The following is a 17,217-nucleotide window of genomic DNA, read 5'->3' as shown; positions in this document are numbered from 1 at the left end:
GGGGATCACTGGTAGTAGAGGTCGTACGTTTCGTACGGGGTGGCCTCGATCATGTACTGACTGGCCATCCCGAAGCCGACCAGAGTGGCGTACGCGGCCATCGCCGCGAAGTAGGAGGGGTAATTGCCGCCATAGATCCAGATGTTCGCCGCCGCCGGTCCTTCCCGGCCGGCGGGTGCGGCGGAGGTGTTCGCCCGGTCGGTGTTGCCGACCGTCGCCGTGGCGGCATGCGCCTGAGCGGTTCCGCCGATCAGAACAGCGGACGCAAGCACGGCGCTGACCGCGACCTTCCGGATTCCTCTTCGCATGACAATTCCCTTCTGGGCGTTCCATGTTCGCGGTCGGTCGCCCGCGGCTCGTGTGCCGCCGGACCACCGGACCGCGAAGTGCGGTGGCGATCACAGAATGGCATGTCGTTGCTACGTACAGGCATTGTGGAAAACCGCATACATACGACTCCCGTCGTCCGTCGGCGCCTCCGCGAGCGGGATGGCGTGGATTCCCGCCCGGCCGCCCCGGTGCCGTCTCCCGCGGATGCGGTGGAGCCCGCGGCCGTCGACCCGGCCGGCGCGCGAAGGGCGGAGCTGTCCGGATGACCGCCCGCGCCGTACGGAGCTGGCCGGCCGCCAAGAACCCCCTCCACGCGATGCCGTTCCGGCAGGACGGAAAGGTGCTGGCCACCGGAGGCGGTGACGAGACCGTGGTGCTGTGGAACGTCGAGGACCCGGCCCGGCCCACCCGCGCGCTCACCCTGGACGGCCACCAGAGCTTCGTCGAGGCCCTGGTGTTCGGTTCCGGCGGACGGGAACCGGCCAGCTACGCCTCGGGCGAGGTGATCCGGTGGAAGGCGGCCGACCGGTCGGGTCCCAGGGTCACGGGGGTGTTCCAGGGCGCCCACTCGGTCACGGCCTTCGACCTCAGTCCCGACGGACGGCTGGTGGCGGCCGGCGGCTTCGACGAACGGGTCACCCTGTGGGACCTCGGCGACCCGCGGCGGCCCCGCCGGATCGTCTCCCTGCCCGGACACACGGCGGGCATCTCGGCCCTGTCCTTCAGCGCTGACGGCCGGGCCCTGGACAGTGGTGACGACCAGGGCGACGTGATCCTCCGGGACCTCGCCGACCGGAAACGGCCCCGGCGCGCGGCGATCCTCCACCGTCCGGAGGCGGTCAGGCACCTGGTCTTCGCGCTGCGGGGCGCGATGCTGATATCGGTCGAAGGCCCGCTCTTCGGCACCGACACGGCTCGTTTCTGGGACGTCGCCGACCTGGCGAAGCCCCGGAAGGCCGGCCGCTCACCCGGCGCGAGCCCCCTGGCACCGCCACGCTTCCGCCGCGACGGGAAGGCGCTGGCCTTCGCCGGCGGGATCACCACCTACCTGTGGAACCTCGAACCCGACTCGAAGCCCGTCGAACTGCCCACAGGCGCCTCCTACCCCGCCTACTCGTGGGACGGCCACTGGCTCGCGACGGAGGGAGACCGGGACGGCAGCCCGCTCGCGCTCTGGAACGTCGAGGACCTCCGCCACCCGCGCAGGGCGGGCGAGGTGAAGGGCCAGGACCAGCTCGTCGATCTGCCGTTCCATCCCCAGGGAGACCTCCTCGTCGGAGCCGACCGGGAAGGGCACTTCACCCTCTGGGCGGTCGGCGAACGCAGCCTGCCGCACCAGGTCGCCGTGCTCGACGACCACCACGAAACCGCGAAGTCGGCGCAGTTCACGCTGGACGGCCGCTACCTCCTGACCTCGGACCGCAGCAGTCTCTACGTCTGGGACCTCGACGACCACCCCCAGATGAGCGCCGACACCGTCGGCCGTGCCTGCGCCGTGGCCGGCGGCGGGCTCACGAAGCAGGAGTGGGGCACCTGTGCGCCCGGCCTCGCCTACGAGCCGACCTGCGGGGGGTCACGGTGGGTCCCACGGACCCGCCGTCTCCGTCGGCCCCGCCCGCCACGGGTGGGTGGCCCGGGCACTCCCACGCGGAGCCGTCAGGGCCGGGGACGATCATCGTCGGGACTCCGCCGACCAGACGGAGCACGCGGCTCGGGCGCACCACCGGGCGCCCCCGGACCGTGCCGACCGGGCCCCGGCCGAGCATGCCACCCATCCGACCACGCCCGTTGTCAGTGCCGGATGCGACGGTGGATGCCATGGGCATGGACATGGCCGGGGAAGAGGAGCTGGAGCGCGGTCGGGTCTACGGCCGGGACCACAACGACCCGGGTCCCGGCCCACGGCCGGGGCGCGCCCACGCCGAACTGGGCGGCGGCCCCCTCGACGGCCTGTTGCTCGACCCCTCCGATCGGTGCCCTGAGCAGCTCCGGGCCGGCGTGCTCCTCGGGACCGCACTCGGCGGAAGGCGTCCTTCAGGTGGGTGGTGCAGTCGTCCTTTCCGTAGGCCCGCCGATGCCCACCGTTCGCGAGGAGCGGTGCGGAGAGGATCTCCGGGCGGGCGCCCGAGCAGTTGTCGCTCGTGAAGTCGCGCCGTCCGGGGCGTGCGCGGGACTGCATCGGCGGAGAGCGACGAAGGTCGTGCGGATGACGTCACGCGGATCGGTGAGGCCTGGCTGGTGGGAGCGGTTGCTCTTCAACCACCCGCGACGTAGCTCCAGTACGGGTCGAGAAGCGTTCCGAGCTGCCGGGCGGTGTGCAGGACACGGGCGGGTTCCTCGCCTCGGGCCAGGCCGTGCTCGAGGACCTCCAGTGTTCCTTCGGCGACCTCCGGGGGCGGCCTGTCGCCCCACGACTCCATGTACGTGAGCACGGGGACCGGGACGTCAGGCAGTTCACGCGAGGCCTCGATGATGCGGGAGAAGAGCGTGCACCAGGTCGACAGGTCCGTGTGGAGGTAGAGGGCGGCTTCGGCGGGGCCGGCCTGGGTGCCCATCCAGGTCAGGTCGCGCACCACGCGGAAGAGCCCTTGGTCGACCGGGACCGACGGGATGTCGGGGCCGGGGACGTCGACGGACGGTGCTGCTTCGCGCAGGAGTCCGCGTGCGGTGGCGATGGTGTGCTGGACGAACGAGAACATGGTGGCGGGCGTCTCGTGGCGGTGCCGGGCCACCAGGAGCGCGTAGGTGGACAGCTCGGCCTCCTGGCACTGGTACTCGGCCAGCAGGATCCTCCTGAAGTGCTCGGGACCGACCTGTCCGGAGCGTGCCAGTTCGACGATCCTGTTGTCGCTGACGAACCGTTCGACGTCCGGCTTCATCGCCTCGACGAGCTGCTCGGGCTTCACAGTGCTCTCCTTTTCGTGGGTGCGCGTACAGGGAGGCGAAAGGCTCGCTCCGGAGGGAAGCGGCCGGTCATCGGCGTACCGGACGGCCCCGTTGGATCACGTGCCGTGCGCGTCCGGTGGCGGTGATGTCCTGGAAGGGGTCGCCTTCGAGGGCGACGAGGTCGGCGGTGGCCCCGGGGGCGACGATGCCCAGATCGGGCCGACCGAGGAGGTCGGCCGCGGTGCTCGTGGCTGCCCGCAGGGCACGCAGAGCGGTGTAGCCGTGGTCCATCAGGGTGGGGAACTCGCGCCAGTTGTCGGCGTGCGGGAACATGCCGGCGTCGGTACCGAACGCCGTCTTCACAGCCGTCCGGGCGGGCCGCAGGAGTCCTTCGCGCAGCGTTTCGGCGTGTTCGCGGTAGTTCTCGCGTGCGAAGACCATGGAGCCGTCCCAGAAGGCGTCGTCGTCGAGCCGGTCGAGGAAGTAGGTCTGCACGTACTGGGTGGGCACCAGGAACGTGCCGGCTTCTTCCATGGCCCGGTAGGTGGGCGGGGTGGCGAAACAGCCGTGCTCCACGCTGCGCACTCCCGCGGTGACGGCGCGCATGACGGCGCGGTCGGTGAAGACGTGCGCCGCGCAGGGCAGGCCGAGGTCGTCGGCGGTGGCGACGATGGTGTGGACCTCGACGCGCGAGTAGGAGGTGCTGGTCGGGCTGTCCACCGGTGAGGAGAATCCGCCACCGCCCGCGAACTTGATCCAGTCCGCTCCCGAGCGGGCCTGCTCGCGTACCGCGCGGCGCAGTCCCTCGACGCCTTCTGCGAGGGTGCCGATCCGGTGGCCGTACCGCTGGGCGAGGTCGGGCTTCTTGTCACCGTGCCCGCCTCGCGGGGACAGGATGTTGGGTGCCGCGAGGATGCGCGGTCCCTCGATCAGGCCGTCCTCGACCGCGTCGCGCAGCGACACGTTGAGGGGAAGGTGGGCGCTGCCGAGGTCCCGGACGGTGGTGAACCCGTTGTGCAGCAGCGTGCGGAGGACGGGCACGGCGGTGAGGGTCTGGTACGCGGCGGGTCCGGTCTCCGCTCCCTCGTCGAGCAGGTGGACGTGGCAGTCGATGAATCCGGGCAGCAGCGTGCAGCCGGGCATGTCGAGCACGTCCGCCTCCGGGCCCGGGACGAGGTCGTGCGCGACGGACGCGACGCGGCCGTCGCGCACGAGGACGGCCAGTCCCTCGACAGGGGCGTCCGCGATCCCGTCCCACAAGCGGTCGGGTCGCAACAGGATCTCTCGGTGGACGGATGCGGGCACGGACGGCCTCCGGAGCGGCGAGTGCGGCAAGGGCGGGTGCGGAGGGCATCGGAGCCCTTCAGACGGCGGCGAGCGGGGTGTAGCGAGGGTCGCTCCAGACGTCACCGGGGCCCGGGTTGCCGGGCTCGGGAGGGGCGCCGAGCTGGCGCAGCACCCCCCAGGCGGCGTTGAGACCGGAGGCAAGGGCGTGGTCGAGCCAGCCGGGCGACCAGGACGTGTCGTCACCTGCCAGGTAGAGGGCGTTCGGCGGTTCGCCCGGTATGGCCGGGGAACCGGTGGAGTCCTTGAGGAAGTGAGCGAAGAGGTCCCGCTGGTAGGGGTAGTCACCCGGGCAGGACCAGCGGCACAGACCGCGGAAGTTCTTCTCGTTCTCCCACGACACCGTCACCGCCTCACCCGTGCGGACTTGGGCACGCAGTTCGTCCGCCACCGAGGGGTGGATGTCCGCGAGGTCGCGGACGAAGAGGGCGACCCTCTCCTCCAGGTCGGAGGGGGCGACCTTCAGGGCGTCCTGGGCCCAGCTGAAGCTGAGGTCGAGCACGCCCCGGCGGCCTCCGGCGCCGCGAGCGGGTCCGTAGTCCATGGTGTAGGCGGCGCGCGGCAGCCGATCGGTAAGGGTGACGCCGTCCATGGTCGTCGTCTCCCAGAACGGGTGCTCGACCACGAGGGCGGTCTTGGCGGACTGCCAGTAGGAGAGGCGGCGTACGGCCCTCCACAACCGGGGACCGAAGACGGGGACGCACGGGTCGGTGGAGCGCACCTCCACCCCGGTCTCCAGGAGGCGCAGCTGCGGAGTGAACACCACCGCCGCGAACCGTTCCTCCCGTCCGTCCGCATCGTGCACCACCACACCGCGCGCCGCGTCCGGTTCGACTTCCAGAAGACGTACGGCGGGTCGCGGCGCCCCTTCGTTCACCGCCTCCAGACTGCGCGTCCGTCCGCGGGGGTCGACGACGGGACGGGTCCAGAAGCCTTCGGCGAGCCGGCTGATGCCGTCGGGCGCGTACAGGGTGTCACTGCCCTCGGTGCACAACAGCAGTCGCAGGATCTCGACCACGCTGATCTCGAAGAAGGAGTCCCAGACGGCGGGTCCCACTCCCGCGGTACCCAGGAGCCGTGCCTGGTCGTGGGTCAGGCCCGCACCGTCCGGCTCGCGCAGGAAGCGGTAGAAGGACCAGGACTCGAACTGGCCGAGCAGCTGGTTCCAGCGGCGCCGCGCCGCGGCCAGGTCACGCGCGGCCAGGTCCCGCAGGATCTGCGGGAGACCGATCCGGGCGAGGACGCGCTGCCAGCGCGTGTGCGCCTCGCGGAAGCCGTCGTGCCGGGCGTAGAGGTCCTGGATCTTCGCGGCCGGGTACTGGACGCCGTCCACATCCAGCACGGTCAGCGGCGTGACGGGGGTGGCGTAGTTGTCGCGGAAAGGCTCCAGGCGGACGCCGAAGGTCCGGGCGTACTGGCGCAGCAGGGAGGCCGAGTCGGGAAAACGCATGCAGCCCAGTTCCACGACCGCGCTGTCCTCCTCACGGAGACGGCGGCTGTACATGCGTCCCCCCAGACGCCGGCCGCCCGGCCCGTCCGTGCTCTGCTCGGCCTCGTACAGGACGGGGTGGCAGCCGGCCCGCAACAGTTCGTAGGCGGCGGCCAGCCCGCTGCCGCCGGCGCCGACGACGGCGACCCGTGCTCCGAGGGACGGCTCTGGGAGTCGCCCCATGCGCCGGCCGTTGCCGACGTGCGCGGCGTAGTCGAAGGGGAAGTCGACCTGGAGGTCGGTGGCGGGTGGGGGAGTGTTCGGGGTCATCGCTGGCTCCGGGACGGGAGGGCGGGCAGTTGCCAGGTGTGTACGGGGGCGGCCCCCGCGGAGAGTGCCGCATAACGAACCGTCAGCTCAGTCAGTCCGCCGGGATCACGCCGTTCGGGCCGCCCGGCGTCCGGTGGTCTCGGCCGCCGTAGTGCTTCGCGTGCCCGCTGCTGCCACCACGCCCCCGTACGGCCCGTCGCGACCCGGTGGTGCAGCAGGTCCAGCAGGGCATCGGCCTCGTCGGTGTCCACCGAGAGCAGGACCAGTCCCTCCCGGGCCCGTGGCAGCAATTCCTCGACCAGTGCGGCGGCTTCGTGCTCCCGTGGCGCGCCTCCGGGCGTGGGCCACCACAGAGAGGCGCGCAAGCCGTCACGCGCGGCGCGGTAGAAGTTCTCCTTCGCGCGGGCGAAGGCAAGTTCCTCCGCTACGTCGCGTCCACCGGCCGCCAGGAAGACGGTCAGACCGGTCAGGAAGGCGGCGTTTGCGGCCATGTCCAGCGGGGTCGGTCCGGAGGGGAGCGCCCGGAACTCGATTCGCAGGTGGCCGAGCGGGTCGTACACCGGCCGGTTCCACCACCAGACCGTGCTCAGGTGCAGCCGGAGTTCCTCCAGCGCCGGCCACCCGCCGGGCGCGTCACGGTCCTCGGAGGAGACGTCGGGCAGCAGGACGTCATAGCGGTGCACCGCTTCCTCGAACGCCGTGAGGGGACCGCCCCGCATCCATCCGTGGCCGAATCCGACCCGGGGGCGCCGGGTGCCGGCGCCAGGTGCGACGCGGTCTCCGAAGCCGTGCTCGTAGAGCGGGATGCGGGCTTCCTGCCACCCGGACCGCCCCAGCGGCAGCGGCGAGTTCCCGGCGGCCGCCAGGGCCGGTCCTGTGGCGAGCTGGGCGGCGTTGAAAGCACGGTGGAAGAGATCGGGAGCGGCTGTCAGGTGCACCTGCCAGGAGCACGCCGCGCCCTGCGCCGCCACGGACTCCGCCCTGACCAGGTCCCGTTCGCCCACCGGTAGGACGAAGGGCACCGGGCGCCGACAGGACCAGGCCCGCTCCAGTGCGTGGTAGCGGGGCAGGTCGGTCAGGGCCCGTGCGGTCAGATCGGCCGGCGTGAGCGTCGGCAGGGTTCCGATCGGGATCGCGGCGACCGCGTGGCGGCGCGAGGCCGCAGCGGTGACGTTCGCCAGGGCTCGCGACGCCTGCGAGGCCAGGTCGGTGAAGGGGCGTCCTCGCGCGAGAACCGGCACCAGGTTCGCCTCCAGATTGAAGCGAGCGACCTCCAGAGTGAGGCGGTCGTCCCCGGAGTCCTCACGGACGGCCGCGTTCACCGGAGCCGGACGGCCGTCCGGGTCGATGAGGGAGAACTCGAGTTCCGCTCCCAGCGTGGGCGGCGTCATCCCGAAATCGGGATCCGTGAGCACCTTCCCCAGCGTGGAAAGACACTCCGCCAGGCGTGACCGGAAAAGCGTGTGGTCCCGCTCCGTGAACGCCACCCGACTGACTTCGCGTCCCATGCCACTCCTCTGCACGGCCTCATGCCTGTTGTCCGGAACCCGCCGCGGTGCCGGTGGAGCTCAGCCGGCCGTGGCGACCGCACGCCACCAGTCGCGCAGTGCGGGCTCCATCCGCACCGCGCTGCGGGTGATCCAGACGTCGGGTTCGTGGTGCTCCCTGCCGTACTGAATGACCTCCAGTACGCCGTCCGCGACCTCCGGAGGGTTGTCGCGGTAGGCGTCGACGTACGCCACCACGGCCTGCGGCACCTGTTCCGCCTCGGCGAGGACGTCGCTGAGCACCGCGCAGGAGTTGCACCACAGGGTGAAGTCGGTGCGCGCCAGGAGGGCTGCCTCACCCGCTCCCGCGTGCAGGGCGACCCACGAGATGAACTCGGTGAACCGCCGGACCGCCTCGGACCGGGGCTCCCGGCGCATCCGGTCGACCGACATGCCGAGGGCGGGCGCGAGTTCACCCACCATGCGCCGACGTGCCCGCATCAGCTCACGAGTGACGAACGAGAAGAATCCGCCGGGAACCTCGTGCGGGAACCGGGAGGTCAGGAGTCCGTAGGCGGTGAACTCCGCCTCCTGCGACTGGAACTCCGCCAGAGCGAAACTCCGCAGGTGTTCTTCTTCGACCATCCCTTCCCGGGCCAGCGACAGGAACTCGTTGGCGCTGAGATGCTCGGGAATGTTCACCCCGACCTTTTCGATGAATTCAGTGGAAGGCAAGAGGAATCCTTTTGGAGTGGGGGCGGCGAGAGGTGGGGGACGGCACGCCGAAGCCGACATGCGGAACCGGCTGGCGGAGCCGTGTTCCCGACGTGGCTTCGGATTTGATCCGCCCGTACGATCCAGAGTTTCCTCAAAAGCCGGATCTGGCAAGCGGATCTGTCTGTTCCGCCATGGGTTGGATTCTCGCCATGGCGACCGGATCTCGTGGCGATCTACTAGGCAGCCCTTTTGAACTGCGTGAACCCTCCTCCTTGCCTCATGGGACTCCGGCCCGAGAAGGATCCGATAGGTGTCCTGATGGGCTTCTGTGTAAATCTCGCACGAGCAACTTCAGTATCGCGTTGAACTCCTCCACCCTCTGTCTTCGTCCCTGGGGGCGATTTGTGGAGAATGACGCACCGTGGACGTCGGAAATTATTTGAGAGTCGTTGTTTTCAGGACGATTTCTGGAATAGAACTGTCCCGCCCTCGTCTGCGGCCGTCCGCCGTGCCCGGCCAGGGATTCTCGACACCGCCGGGCTTCGCTCCGCAGGCGGTGCGGCGCGCCCGTGCTGCTTCGTGGAGGGACCTGCCTGACCACCCTCTCCGCCCGGTGCACGCCGGTCCGCCCACGGCGCCCGGTGGTGCGGCGGCACCGTGCGTCAGCCGACCCGTCGCAGCGCGTCCTACACGGCCGGAAATCCGACGGCACAGCGGTTCACCAACCGAGTCCGGCCCGGGCCAGCCGGTCCAGAGCACTGTCGAGCAGGAGCCCCGGTTGTCCCAGGAAGAGCCGGACGTACGCCTCCTCCCGGTCGTCCTGTCCACCCGGGACGCTGACGTGGTTCGTCATGCTGCCCGCGCCCGGCAGGACACCCGCTGCCAGGCACAGGCGTCGGTAGTGGGCTTCCGAACCGCTCCTGACGAAGCGTGTGGGCACGCGGAAGCGAAGGTAGGAGGTGCACGAGCCGGGGTGGACGGCGTATTCCGGAAAACCGAGGTCATCGTGCAGGCGCCGGGTCACCCGCGATCTGGCGTCGGCATAGGTGTGCCTCAAGCGGTCCACGAAGGCCTCCGCTTCGTCGGCCGTCCGCAGCCAGTTCGCCATGGCCGCTTGCAGGGGCAAGGCGCAGCCGTAGGAGCGCTGCTGCGTGACCCGGGCCAGCCCCGCGAGGACCGCGGGCCCGGCGGTGAGGGCTCCGATGCCCCAGCCGTTGCAGTGGAACTGTTTTCCCAGGGTTCTCGTGGCCAGCCACGGCACGGAGGTCTCCCGCGTGGCGGTCACGAGGACGCGCAGGGCATTGGTGGGGGATGTGCCGGGTGCGTGCAGCGCGTAGTAGGCGTCGTCGAGCAGCATGGCCGCCCGGTGCGTTGCGGCCGTCCTCACGATCACTTCGACGGTGTCGGCCTCCCACTCGGCACCGGTCGGATTGTGCTGCGGGTTGAGGACGAGCAGGCAGCCGGAGCCGGCACGCGCCAGCAGTGCCCCGATCTCGGCGACATCGGGTTGCCAGGACCGGTCGGGCCGCAGGCCATAGGGGAGGATCCGGTAGCCGAGGGGGGCGAGCACGCCCGCGTAGTCCCATCCTGGCGAGGGGACGATGGCGGCCGGGGGCGTCCCGCGTCCGTCCGCATCTTCGAGGAGAAGGCGGCCGAAATCGGACATGACGCCTCGTGTGCCGCTCTGGCTGACGGCCACGTCGTACTGTGCGGCTTCCGGCCGTGGCAGGTGATGCGTCCGAGTGATGTAGTCACGCAGGACGTCACGCAGGAGGGGCATGCCGTAGGGGGACAGGGTGTACCCGTGGGCGTGGGCGGGCAGGGCACGGGTGAGCGCGGCGGTCAAACCGGGGGCAACTGCCTGCCACGTTTCGCCCAGGCTCAGATAGTGCAGGTCGCGTACGTCTCCGCCTCGTGCTTCGTACCAGCGTATGAGGCGTGCGTCCTCGTGGTCGTTGGGAAGCCGGCCGCTGTCCAGGACGAAGCGCGTGGGCTCCATGCCGCTATTCCTCCGTTCGCGGGTACGGGACGTAGGTGCGCGTCAGAGCGGCGAGTTCGGCCGCTGTCAGTTCGATGCCGAACTCGCTCAGGACACCGGGGAGGAGGTCGGTGGTGATCCGTTCGGTGCTCCGTCCCGACGGAGTGACGCGCCTGAGGACGTCACCGCGCAGTTGAAGCCACTTCTCGGGAGTCAGCAGTTGCAGGAACGGGGCCTTGCGCAGCATGGACCTGGGGTGCGTGCTGAGGAAGTGGTGGGCGACGGTGAAGTCCATGGGGTGCCGGGACTCGTGCGTGAACTCGTACAGCGGCGTCCACGCACCGGACGCGTGAACGTCGACGCTCCACCGGAAGCGGTCGTGGGCCGCGACGCGGAAACGACGACCGTGCTGCGTGACCTCTGCTCCGTGCCGCGCCGGCAGCGGGTGGAAGTATCCGTCGGATCCGAATCCGACGTCACAGAGCCATTCCTGCTGCCCGATCCGTGCCTTGAGGAGCATGTGGGTACGGGGGCGCGGACCCGAGCCGCCCAGCAGGACACGTGCGGCGAGGCGTTCGACGGGAACTCCCCACCGCTCGAGCACGAGGCCGAAGAGCAGGTTGTGCTCGTGGCAGCATCCGCCCCGGGGACGTCGGCACAGCTTCTCCGAGATCGCCTCGGGGGTCAGGCTCACCGGGTTTCCCAGCACGAGGTCGATGTTGTCGAACGGGATGGCCGCCAGGTGGGCGCGGTGCAGTGCGCACAGGTCGTCAGGCGTCGGACGGCTCCGTCGCCCCCCTTCTTCCGCGATGAGCCCGGGCAGGCCCACGCGGTCGAGGTAGGCGTCGAGGTCGAGGCGTTCGGAGCCCCAGCCGGACGGGGCTTCGGGTTCGGGATTCTCGGCTCGCATCACGGGATCTCCGAGGCCGGGGAGTGACGGGCGGTGGCGAGGATCTGCTCGCATCGACGGCCGAGTTCGAGCAGGTGCTCGTCGTGGTGGCGTGGTGCGTCCAGCAGCAGTCCGACGGGCAGCCCGGCAGCCGTACGTCCGACAGGTACCGTCAGCGAGGGCCACCCCCACACGGCGGCGGGTGCCGTGTTGCGGATGTAGGTGGTGAAGGTCGGCACGTTCCGTCCCCGGTGGCTCACCCACGCGCCGGTTGCGAGGGGCGGTGCGGGAAGGGGCGTGGTGGGAGCGAGGAACGCCGTGGCGTCGCAGTTCCCGAGCGCGTCCAGGGCGGCGTGGGCCGTTCTGGCGGCGATGAGGTGCGCGGCGAGACGCCGGCCCGGGTCGACGACCGGACCGTCCAGGAGGGGGATCAGGAGCGTGCGGACGTCAGGTGAGACGAGTGCTTCGAAGACCGTCGTCGACGTCTGCGGAGCTCCGTGGCCACGCAGGTAGGCGTTCACCGCGGCCTTCGTCTCGGCCAGGGGCACGGCCGTCGCGGCCTCGATCAGGTCAGCCGGATCGTACAGGGGCTCGCACAGCTCTCGCATCTGCCACCCGGCGGACCGCAGGGCGTCGAGTGCCGCCTCGGTGACGCGGGCCACCTCCGGGTCCAGATCCGCCCACGCGGTGGCGCGGGGCAGCGCGAGGACCGGAGCCGTTGCCGGAGGCTTCCCGGAGGAGGCGGTTCCACCCGCGAGCACCGCGTCGAGCAGGTGCACGTCGTCGACGCTGCGAGCCATGATCCCGACGGTGTCGCGGCTGGGCGAGATTCGAACGATCCCCTGGTCCGGGTAACGGCCCGTACTGGGGCGGAAACCCACGACACCGCAGAGGGCCGCCGGGATCCGCGCGGATCCTCCGGTGTCCGTGGCCAGTCCGGCCGGGACGATCCCGGCCGCCACGGCGGCGGCGGTACCGGAGCTGCTCCCACCGGCCAGCCTGCCGGGAGCGGCGGGGTTGCGCGCGGTGAGGACGTCGGCATGAACGCCGGTCACCCCGTAGGCGAGCTCGTGCATGGTCGTCTTCCCCATCGGCACGGCACCGGCTGTGGTGACCCGTCGCCAGACGGCCGCGTGCCGCACGGGCACGTGGTGACGGAGGGCCGGCGTACAGGCCGTCGTGGGGAGGCCCGCGACGTCGATGTTGTCCTTGACGGCGAGAGGTACGCCGCCGAGCGGACCGGACGGGCGCGACGAGTCGGGCCGGAGGCCGTCGGTCTCGTGCACGAAGGCGTGGAGGTGTGCCAGGACCTCTCTGCGCCGGGTCAGTTCGGTGAGGTATTCGGCGGTGGAGATGATGCCTCGCTCCATGGCCGTACGGGCCTGTGACACGCTCCACAGGTGCGGCGACGTCATCGCGCGGCCTCGTCGGTTGCCGGCTTCCGGGACGTGAGCGGTGGGGACGACGTGTCGCCGAGGAGCTCCGGGTGGTGTTCGGCCATGTACGGCCGCAGGACCTCCAGGGTGTCCGCGAACGCCGCGACGAACGAGTCGACGACCGGTTCCGGCGTCACGACGTGCTGGCAGATCAAGCCGTGTCGTGAGGTCAGGAACCCCTGGTCGAGCAGGTGCAGGTGGATCAGCGCCCGTAAGCCGTCCCTGCCCTTGCGGGCCGCCGCGGTGTCGCCCGCGTCCCGGGGCGGTGTGGCCGTGAAGTGGAAATAGCTGATGCCTCCTTCGCCGACGGCCCGCCCGACGACACCGGCGTTCCGGGCAGCGGCGTCAAGACCACGACGCAGACCGGCGCCGAGCCGGTCCAGGTAGGCGACCTCCGCTTCCCCGAACGTCTCCAGCGCTGCGATGCCGGCGGCCAGCGAAAGACTGTTCCCTCCGAAAGCGCTCGCGTGATAGACCGGCCGCGGCCCGGCGGGATCGAAGATCGACATGATGTCCGCGTTTCCGCCGAACACGCCGACGGGGAGCCCCCCTCCCACGATCTTGCTGAACGTGCTGAGGTCGGGCCGCACTCCGTGCCTCACCTGCCACGTCCCCAACCTGAAGGTGGCGCACTCGTCGAAGATCAGCACCACTCCCTCCTCCGCGGTGAGCCGGCGGACCTCTTCGAGGTAGCCGGGCCGGGCCGGGATGCCGCCGCCCACTCCCATGACCGGCTCCACGATCATGGCGGCGACCCGGCCCCGCAGTCCGGACAGGACGTCCGCCACTGCTCCGGCGTCGTTGAAGGGAACGGTGACCACGGACTGCAGCACCGTCTCCGGTACGCCGGGGGCCAGGTCCACAGCGGCGAGACCTGGAAGAAGCTGGGGATGCGTCTCGCCGCCTGTCAGAAAGGCGCTGACGTGCCCCCAGTCGTGCGTGCCGTGGTAGCCGCCCGCGACCTTCACGATGACGTCCCTGCCGGTGTAGGCACGGGCCGCCCGCAACGCCCACATCGTGGCTTCCGTACCCGAGTTGCAGTACCGCAGCCGCTCGAGGGCGGGCACCCGTGCGCACAGGAGCTCGGCATGCCGGTACTGCAGGGTGCTCGGTCCGCCCAGGGCGGTGCCCAGACGGATCTGGTCGTTCACCGCCCGTGTGAGCGCCGGATGGTCGTGGCCGTGGGTGAGGGCACCGTAGTTGGCGACCATGTCGTGGTACCAGCGGCCGTCGAGGTCCTGCACCCGCGCACGTTCACCACGACTGAAGTACAGCGGGTACGGCGCGTAGGTGGTCATGGTGCGCGTGTCGCCCCCCGGCAGGGAGGCCGCCGCCGCCTTGAAGGCGCGTGCCGATGCGGGGTTCGAGGTGTGGTAGCGCTCGATGATCTGCTCGGCTACGTCCCGACTCGGTGTCATGCTGTCGCCTTTCTGGGTTTGCCGCCTTGGTTGCCTGTCCGTGTTTCACCAGGCAGGAGAGCCTGGTTCCAGATCGGAACGCGCCTCCCACAGTTCGGGAAAGAAACGGTGGTCGGCCGAGCGGCGCAGCCAGTCGACACCCGTGGTGCCTCCCGTGCCGGCTTTGTTGCCGATGGTGCGCTCCACCAGGAGCAGGTGGAGGGAACGCCACCGGCCGAACCCATGGGCGAAATCCATCAGCGCCTCGCCCAGTCGGAACACGTCACTCGACGGGCCGTGCTGCCGGTAGACGTGCGCCCATGCTCGTCGAGCGGCCTCCGTCGAACGTTCGTCCGCGCCCAGGAGTCCGCGGCGACGCAGCAATCCCAGCGCCTCGTCGTAAACACTGGAACTGTGCAGCGTCCGGTGGACGGACTCGGAAACGCCGGGCACGCTCGCATACCGACGTGCCATGGACTCCGATTTTCGCCCCAGTGTGAACTCCACCATCCGATACATGTAGGAATCGATTCCGGATGCGGAACCGAGCTCTTCGCGGAAGGCGTTGAACTCGGCAGGAGAAATCCTGGCGAGCACATCCCATGCCTGCGTCAGCATCTCCATCGCGGAAGACGCCCGACGAAGGCTCCACGAAGCCTCGTCGGGATGATCGACGACGAGGGAGAGACGTGCCGACGTGATTTCCTCGTACACCAGCTTGAAGAGAAGTTCCTTGGCCTGTCCCACCAGGTAGAACGTCATCTCGGCAGGATGGCCGGTGTGGGGCTGCTGCAGGGAGAGCAGGGTGTCGATGCTCTGATAGGCGATGTATTCGCTCTTTCCCCTCCCTTTTCCCTTGGCTTCCTCGTACAGGTCGACGAAACGCTGTGGAAGGTGGGCGGCGGACCGTTCGCTGTTGTAGTGCCGGCCGAAACGGCGGTCGTACTCGTCGAAGAGCGACGGGGAACCGTGGAGGAAGAGGATGTCGTGCAGCGCCATGTGGCGGATGGCGAAGAGGGGCTCGGGGGACCGTGACACCGGGAACAGCGGGTTCCAGACTGAGGGCTCCGGACAGCGCGGGTGGAACTGGCCGATCATGAGACCGCGTTGCACCGCCTCGCTTTTCACTCGGCGCTGGGCCTCGTCGAGCAGCGGCCAATGGTGCTCAGGCATGCCGCACAGAACGGTGACCAGGGAGGAGAGGGACTCCTTTCCTTCCGGCCAGGAGCGTTCGTTGTAAGCGTCCATCTGATGACGCATGATTTCCGCTATTCCGGACCAGCCGACCTCGGCGTCGTAGTCGACCGTTTGCGACAAGAGACTTCCGGCACGAAGGGCGGGATCCACGAAGGGGCACACACTGCCTTGCCGTCCCAAATCATCGTGGGGCTTCGTCAGGAAATCTCTCAGCCACGCACCGACGGTGCCGGGGCACCCCGGAACTTCGTTCTCGTCTTTGGGCATCGGCAGGCTTCCTTCTCTGTCTGATGGTCGGCTACCCGGCAACAGTCAAGGAATCCGGTGCGCTTTCGGACAGGTGCACCTGATGCGCGAACGCACCTGAGGTCATGGGGTTGCGGAATGTGACGAACACGAGCCATTCCAGACTCGGGAGAAACTCCTGAAGGGGAAGACCGGGTGGACGTCTGGCGTAAAAAGGAGGTTTCGCCAAAGGGTCTTCGTCAGGATGCGGATGTGATCTTCTGCGTAACGCTGATCCGTTTTCATCTTGAATAGGTGCAGGTCGGAAGGACGTGGTGACTTGGACGACGATGCCGATGCGGCGGGTGGAGCATCGGGCCCGGCGGTGGATCCCGCGGATGCGGTCGATGGGGATCAGGGTGTCGTCGACGATGACGTGGTCGCCTTCGCCGGGGCCGGTGAGGGCTTCGTGGAGGCCGGGCGCCCGGTCGGCCTGGACGTCCAGGGTCTCGTCGGCGTACCGCCGGGCGGTGGCCTGCGATGTCCCGTGATCGGCTCCGGGTTGGGAGAACGTCTCGTTCTTCCGTGGATGGGCCGGTGTGAGCAGAGCCTGCTTGGAGCACCCGGGCCTGTGCCGGCGGGTGTTACGGGTCTGGTGGTGCTCGTGCAGGAGCAGGGCGACGTGCTCGACCGGCTCGTGCGGATGTCGAGCACGGCAGGACACGGAAACCTTCGGGGCCCCTTCGGTCGCCGGTGTGATGAGTGGGGTCACCGCGCCGACGACGAGGGGCCCTGCCTCGTCACCACACCCGCTGACCAGCCTCTTTCATCCCCCGGCACAGGATGGAAGAGGTCCACGCGAATGCCGTGGGCGGCTGCGGTGTTCTCTTTTCTTGAAGTGCTGTGCGTCTGGACCCTGGGTCGGCTGAAGGCTGCAGTCCACGGGTGCTGGTTGGGCGAAGGCGACGGCGTCCACCACGCCATGCTCGGCATCGCCCATCCACACGACCTCGCCCTCGCCGGATGGGTCGCACGCGGCACGGTGGGCCGCTACGTCCGGCAACTCCAAGACCTTCGACGGGACGACCCTTGGGCCGTGGAACGGACCTCGGCCTGGCTCGACCAGTCCAAACGCCTCCGTCCTCGCTACGGGAGGCGAGCCGACCTCCACCTCGGCCCGTCCCGACCCGCCTGCAGCGTCACCTGCTTGCGACGCCTCCGAACCTCATTCCGAAACGATCAGTGGCTCACGACTCCCATTCCGTCCGACCGCGGATCGACTTGGCCCCCGCCACCCTGCCCTTGCCCGCCGACGCGCGTCGGCCTCGCGGGCGTGCCCTGCGCGAGTGGCGTCGTGTCCGGGCACGGAACCCCGCCCGGATCCAGCCTGGACGCCACCCCGGCAGAGGTGCAAGATGATCTTCCGGTTATCCTCACGTCTCTTTTACATCGTGTCCCTGGCCTGTGTGAGCGCGGCCGGGACGCCTCCATGGGGAGTACGTTGGTGAGACGGATATCGCGACGCGCGCAAGCAACGCGAAGTGCGCGAAGAGCGCACAGCACGCACGGGGG

Annotated in this window: 12 protein-coding genes and 2 pseudogenes; 1 reads left to right on the top strand and 13 read right to left on the bottom strand. The window is 69.7% G+C overall.

What is annotated here, in order from left to right; all coding sequences use genetic code 11:
• Positions 1–5 precede the first annotated feature (5 nt).
• On the bottom strand, positions 6–308 hold the full coding sequence (locus ACFYNX_RS31540) for a hypothetical protein (protein WP_388666486.1): 303 nt from the start codon (positions 306–308) through the stop codon (positions 6–8).
• Between the two features lie 23 nt (positions 309–331).
• Here ACFYNX_RS31540 and ACFYNX_RS31535 point away from each other — a divergent pair.
• Positions 332–934: pseudogene (locus ACFYNX_RS31535) on the top strand (WD40 repeat domain-containing protein); the annotation flags it as partial.
• A 360-nt stretch (positions 935–1,294) separates the two neighbouring features.
• Here the strand turns inward: ACFYNX_RS31535 and ACFYNX_RS31530 are convergent.
• From ACFYNX_RS31530 to ACFYNX_RS31475, 12 genes and pseudogenes are all read right to left on the bottom strand, one after another.
• A complete protein-coding gene (locus tag ACFYNX_RS31530) occupies positions 1,295–1,786 on the bottom strand; it encodes a hypothetical protein (RefSeq protein ID WP_388666641.1) in 492 nt (163 codons plus the stop codon).
• A gap of 799 nt (positions 1,787–2,585) precedes the next feature.
• The gene (locus ACFYNX_RS31525; protein ID WP_388666483.1) at positions 2,586–3,236 is read right to left on the bottom strand and encodes a hypothetical protein; all 651 of its coding nucleotides are present in this window, start codon (positions 3,234–3,236) and stop codon (positions 2,586–2,588) included.
• A gap of 67 nt (positions 3,237–3,303) precedes the next feature.
• Positions 3,304–4,521 carry an amidohydrolase family protein gene (locus ACFYNX_RS31520; RefSeq protein ID WP_388666480.1) on the bottom strand — a complete coding sequence of 406 codons (1,218 nt, stop codon included), beginning with the start codon at positions 4,519–4,521 and terminating at the stop codon, positions 3,304–3,306.
• A 58-nt stretch (positions 4,522–4,579) separates the two neighbouring features.
• Positions 4,580–6,319, bottom strand: a complete 1,740-nt coding sequence (locus tag ACFYNX_RS31515; RefSeq protein ID WP_388666477.1) for a flavin monoamine oxidase family protein — start codon at positions 6,317–6,319, stop codon at positions 4,580–4,582.
• The gene (locus ACFYNX_RS31510; RefSeq protein WP_388666474.1) at positions 6,316–7,710 is read right to left on the bottom strand and encodes a glutamate--cysteine ligase; all 1,395 of its coding nucleotides are present in this window, start codon (positions 7,708–7,710) and stop codon (positions 6,316–6,318) included. The genes ACFYNX_RS31515 and ACFYNX_RS31510 overlap by 4 nt, the downstream gene beginning before the upstream one ends.
• Before the next feature lie 177 nt (positions 7,711–7,887).
• The gene (locus ACFYNX_RS31505) at positions 7,888–8,541 is read right to left on the bottom strand and encodes a hypothetical protein (RefSeq protein WP_388666471.1); all 654 of its coding nucleotides are present in this window, start codon (positions 8,539–8,541) and stop codon (positions 7,888–7,890) included.
• A gap of 700 nt (positions 8,542–9,241) precedes the next feature.
• Entirely contained in the window at positions 9,242–10,522 is a 1,281-nt protein-coding gene (locus ACFYNX_RS31500; protein WP_388666468.1) for a pyridoxal phosphate-dependent aminotransferase, read from the bottom strand.
• A 4-nt stretch (positions 10,523–10,526) separates the two neighbouring features.
• A complete protein-coding gene (locus ACFYNX_RS31495) occupies positions 10,527–11,411 on the bottom strand; it encodes an arylamine N-acetyltransferase (RefSeq protein WP_388666465.1) in 885 nt (294 codons plus the stop codon).
• Entirely contained in the window at positions 11,411–12,760 is a 1,350-nt protein-coding gene (locus ACFYNX_RS31490) for an amidase family protein (protein WP_388666462.1), read from the bottom strand. The genes ACFYNX_RS31495 and ACFYNX_RS31490 overlap by 1 nt, the downstream gene beginning before the upstream one ends.
• A 41-nt stretch (positions 12,761–12,801) precedes the next feature.
• On the bottom strand, positions 12,802–14,244 hold the full coding sequence (locus tag ACFYNX_RS31485) for an aspartate aminotransferase family protein (RefSeq protein WP_388666459.1): 1,443 nt from the start codon (positions 14,242–14,244) through the stop codon (positions 12,802–12,804).
• Between the two features lie 45 nt (positions 14,245–14,289).
• The gene (locus ACFYNX_RS31480) at positions 14,290–15,687 is read right to left on the bottom strand and encodes a tryptophan 2,3-dioxygenase (protein ID WP_388666456.1); all 1,398 of its coding nucleotides are present in this window, start codon (positions 15,685–15,687) and stop codon (positions 14,290–14,292) included.
• Positions 15,688–15,982: 295 nt separating this feature from the next.
• Positions 15,983–16,417 (bottom strand): annotated as a pseudogene (locus ACFYNX_RS31475) (IS5/IS1182 family transposase); the annotation flags it as partial.
• Between the last annotated feature and the right edge of the window lie 800 nt (positions 16,418–17,217).

Origin of the sequence: Streptomyces sp. NPDC007872, from assembly GCF_042868165.1 — a bacterium.
In the GTDB taxonomy this organism is placed as follows: Bacteria; Actinomycetota; Actinomycetes; order Streptomycetales; family Streptomycetaceae; genus Streptomyces.
This window is presented reverse-complemented; position numbering and strand designations above follow the sequence as displayed.

Bases quoted from the DNA above. Each gene is read 5' to 3' on its own strand.
- ACFYNX_RS31540 (WP_388666486.1), bottom strand. From the start codon at position 308: ATGCGAAGAGGAATCCGGAAGGTCGCGGTCAGCGCCGTGCTTGCGTCC.
- ACFYNX_RS31515 (WP_388666477.1), bottom strand. From the start codon at position 6,319: ATGACCCCGAACACTCCCCCACCCGCCACCGACCTCCAGGTCGACTTC.
- ACFYNX_RS31510 (WP_388666474.1), bottom strand. From the start codon at position 7,710: ATGACGCCGCCCACGCTGGGAGCGGAACTCGAGTTCTCCCTCATCGAC.
- ACFYNX_RS31500 (WP_388666468.1), bottom strand. From the start codon at position 10,522: ATGGAGCCCACGCGCTTCGTCCTGGACAGCGGCCGGCTTCCCAACGAC.
- ACFYNX_RS31495 (WP_388666465.1), bottom strand. From the start codon at position 11,411: ATGCGAGCCGAGAATCCCGAACCCGAAGCCCCGTCCGGCTGGGGCTCC.
- ACFYNX_RS31490 (WP_388666462.1), bottom strand. From the start codon at position 12,760: ATGGAGCGAGGCATCATCTCCACCGCCGAATACCTCACCGAACTGACC.
- ACFYNX_RS31485 (WP_388666459.1), bottom strand. From the start codon at position 14,244: ATGACACCGAGTCGGGACGTAGCCGAGCAGATCATCGAGCGCTACCAC.
- ACFYNX_RS31480 (WP_388666456.1), bottom strand. From the start codon at position 15,687: ATGCCCAAAGACGAGAACGAAGTTCCGGGGTGCCCCGGCACCGTCGGT.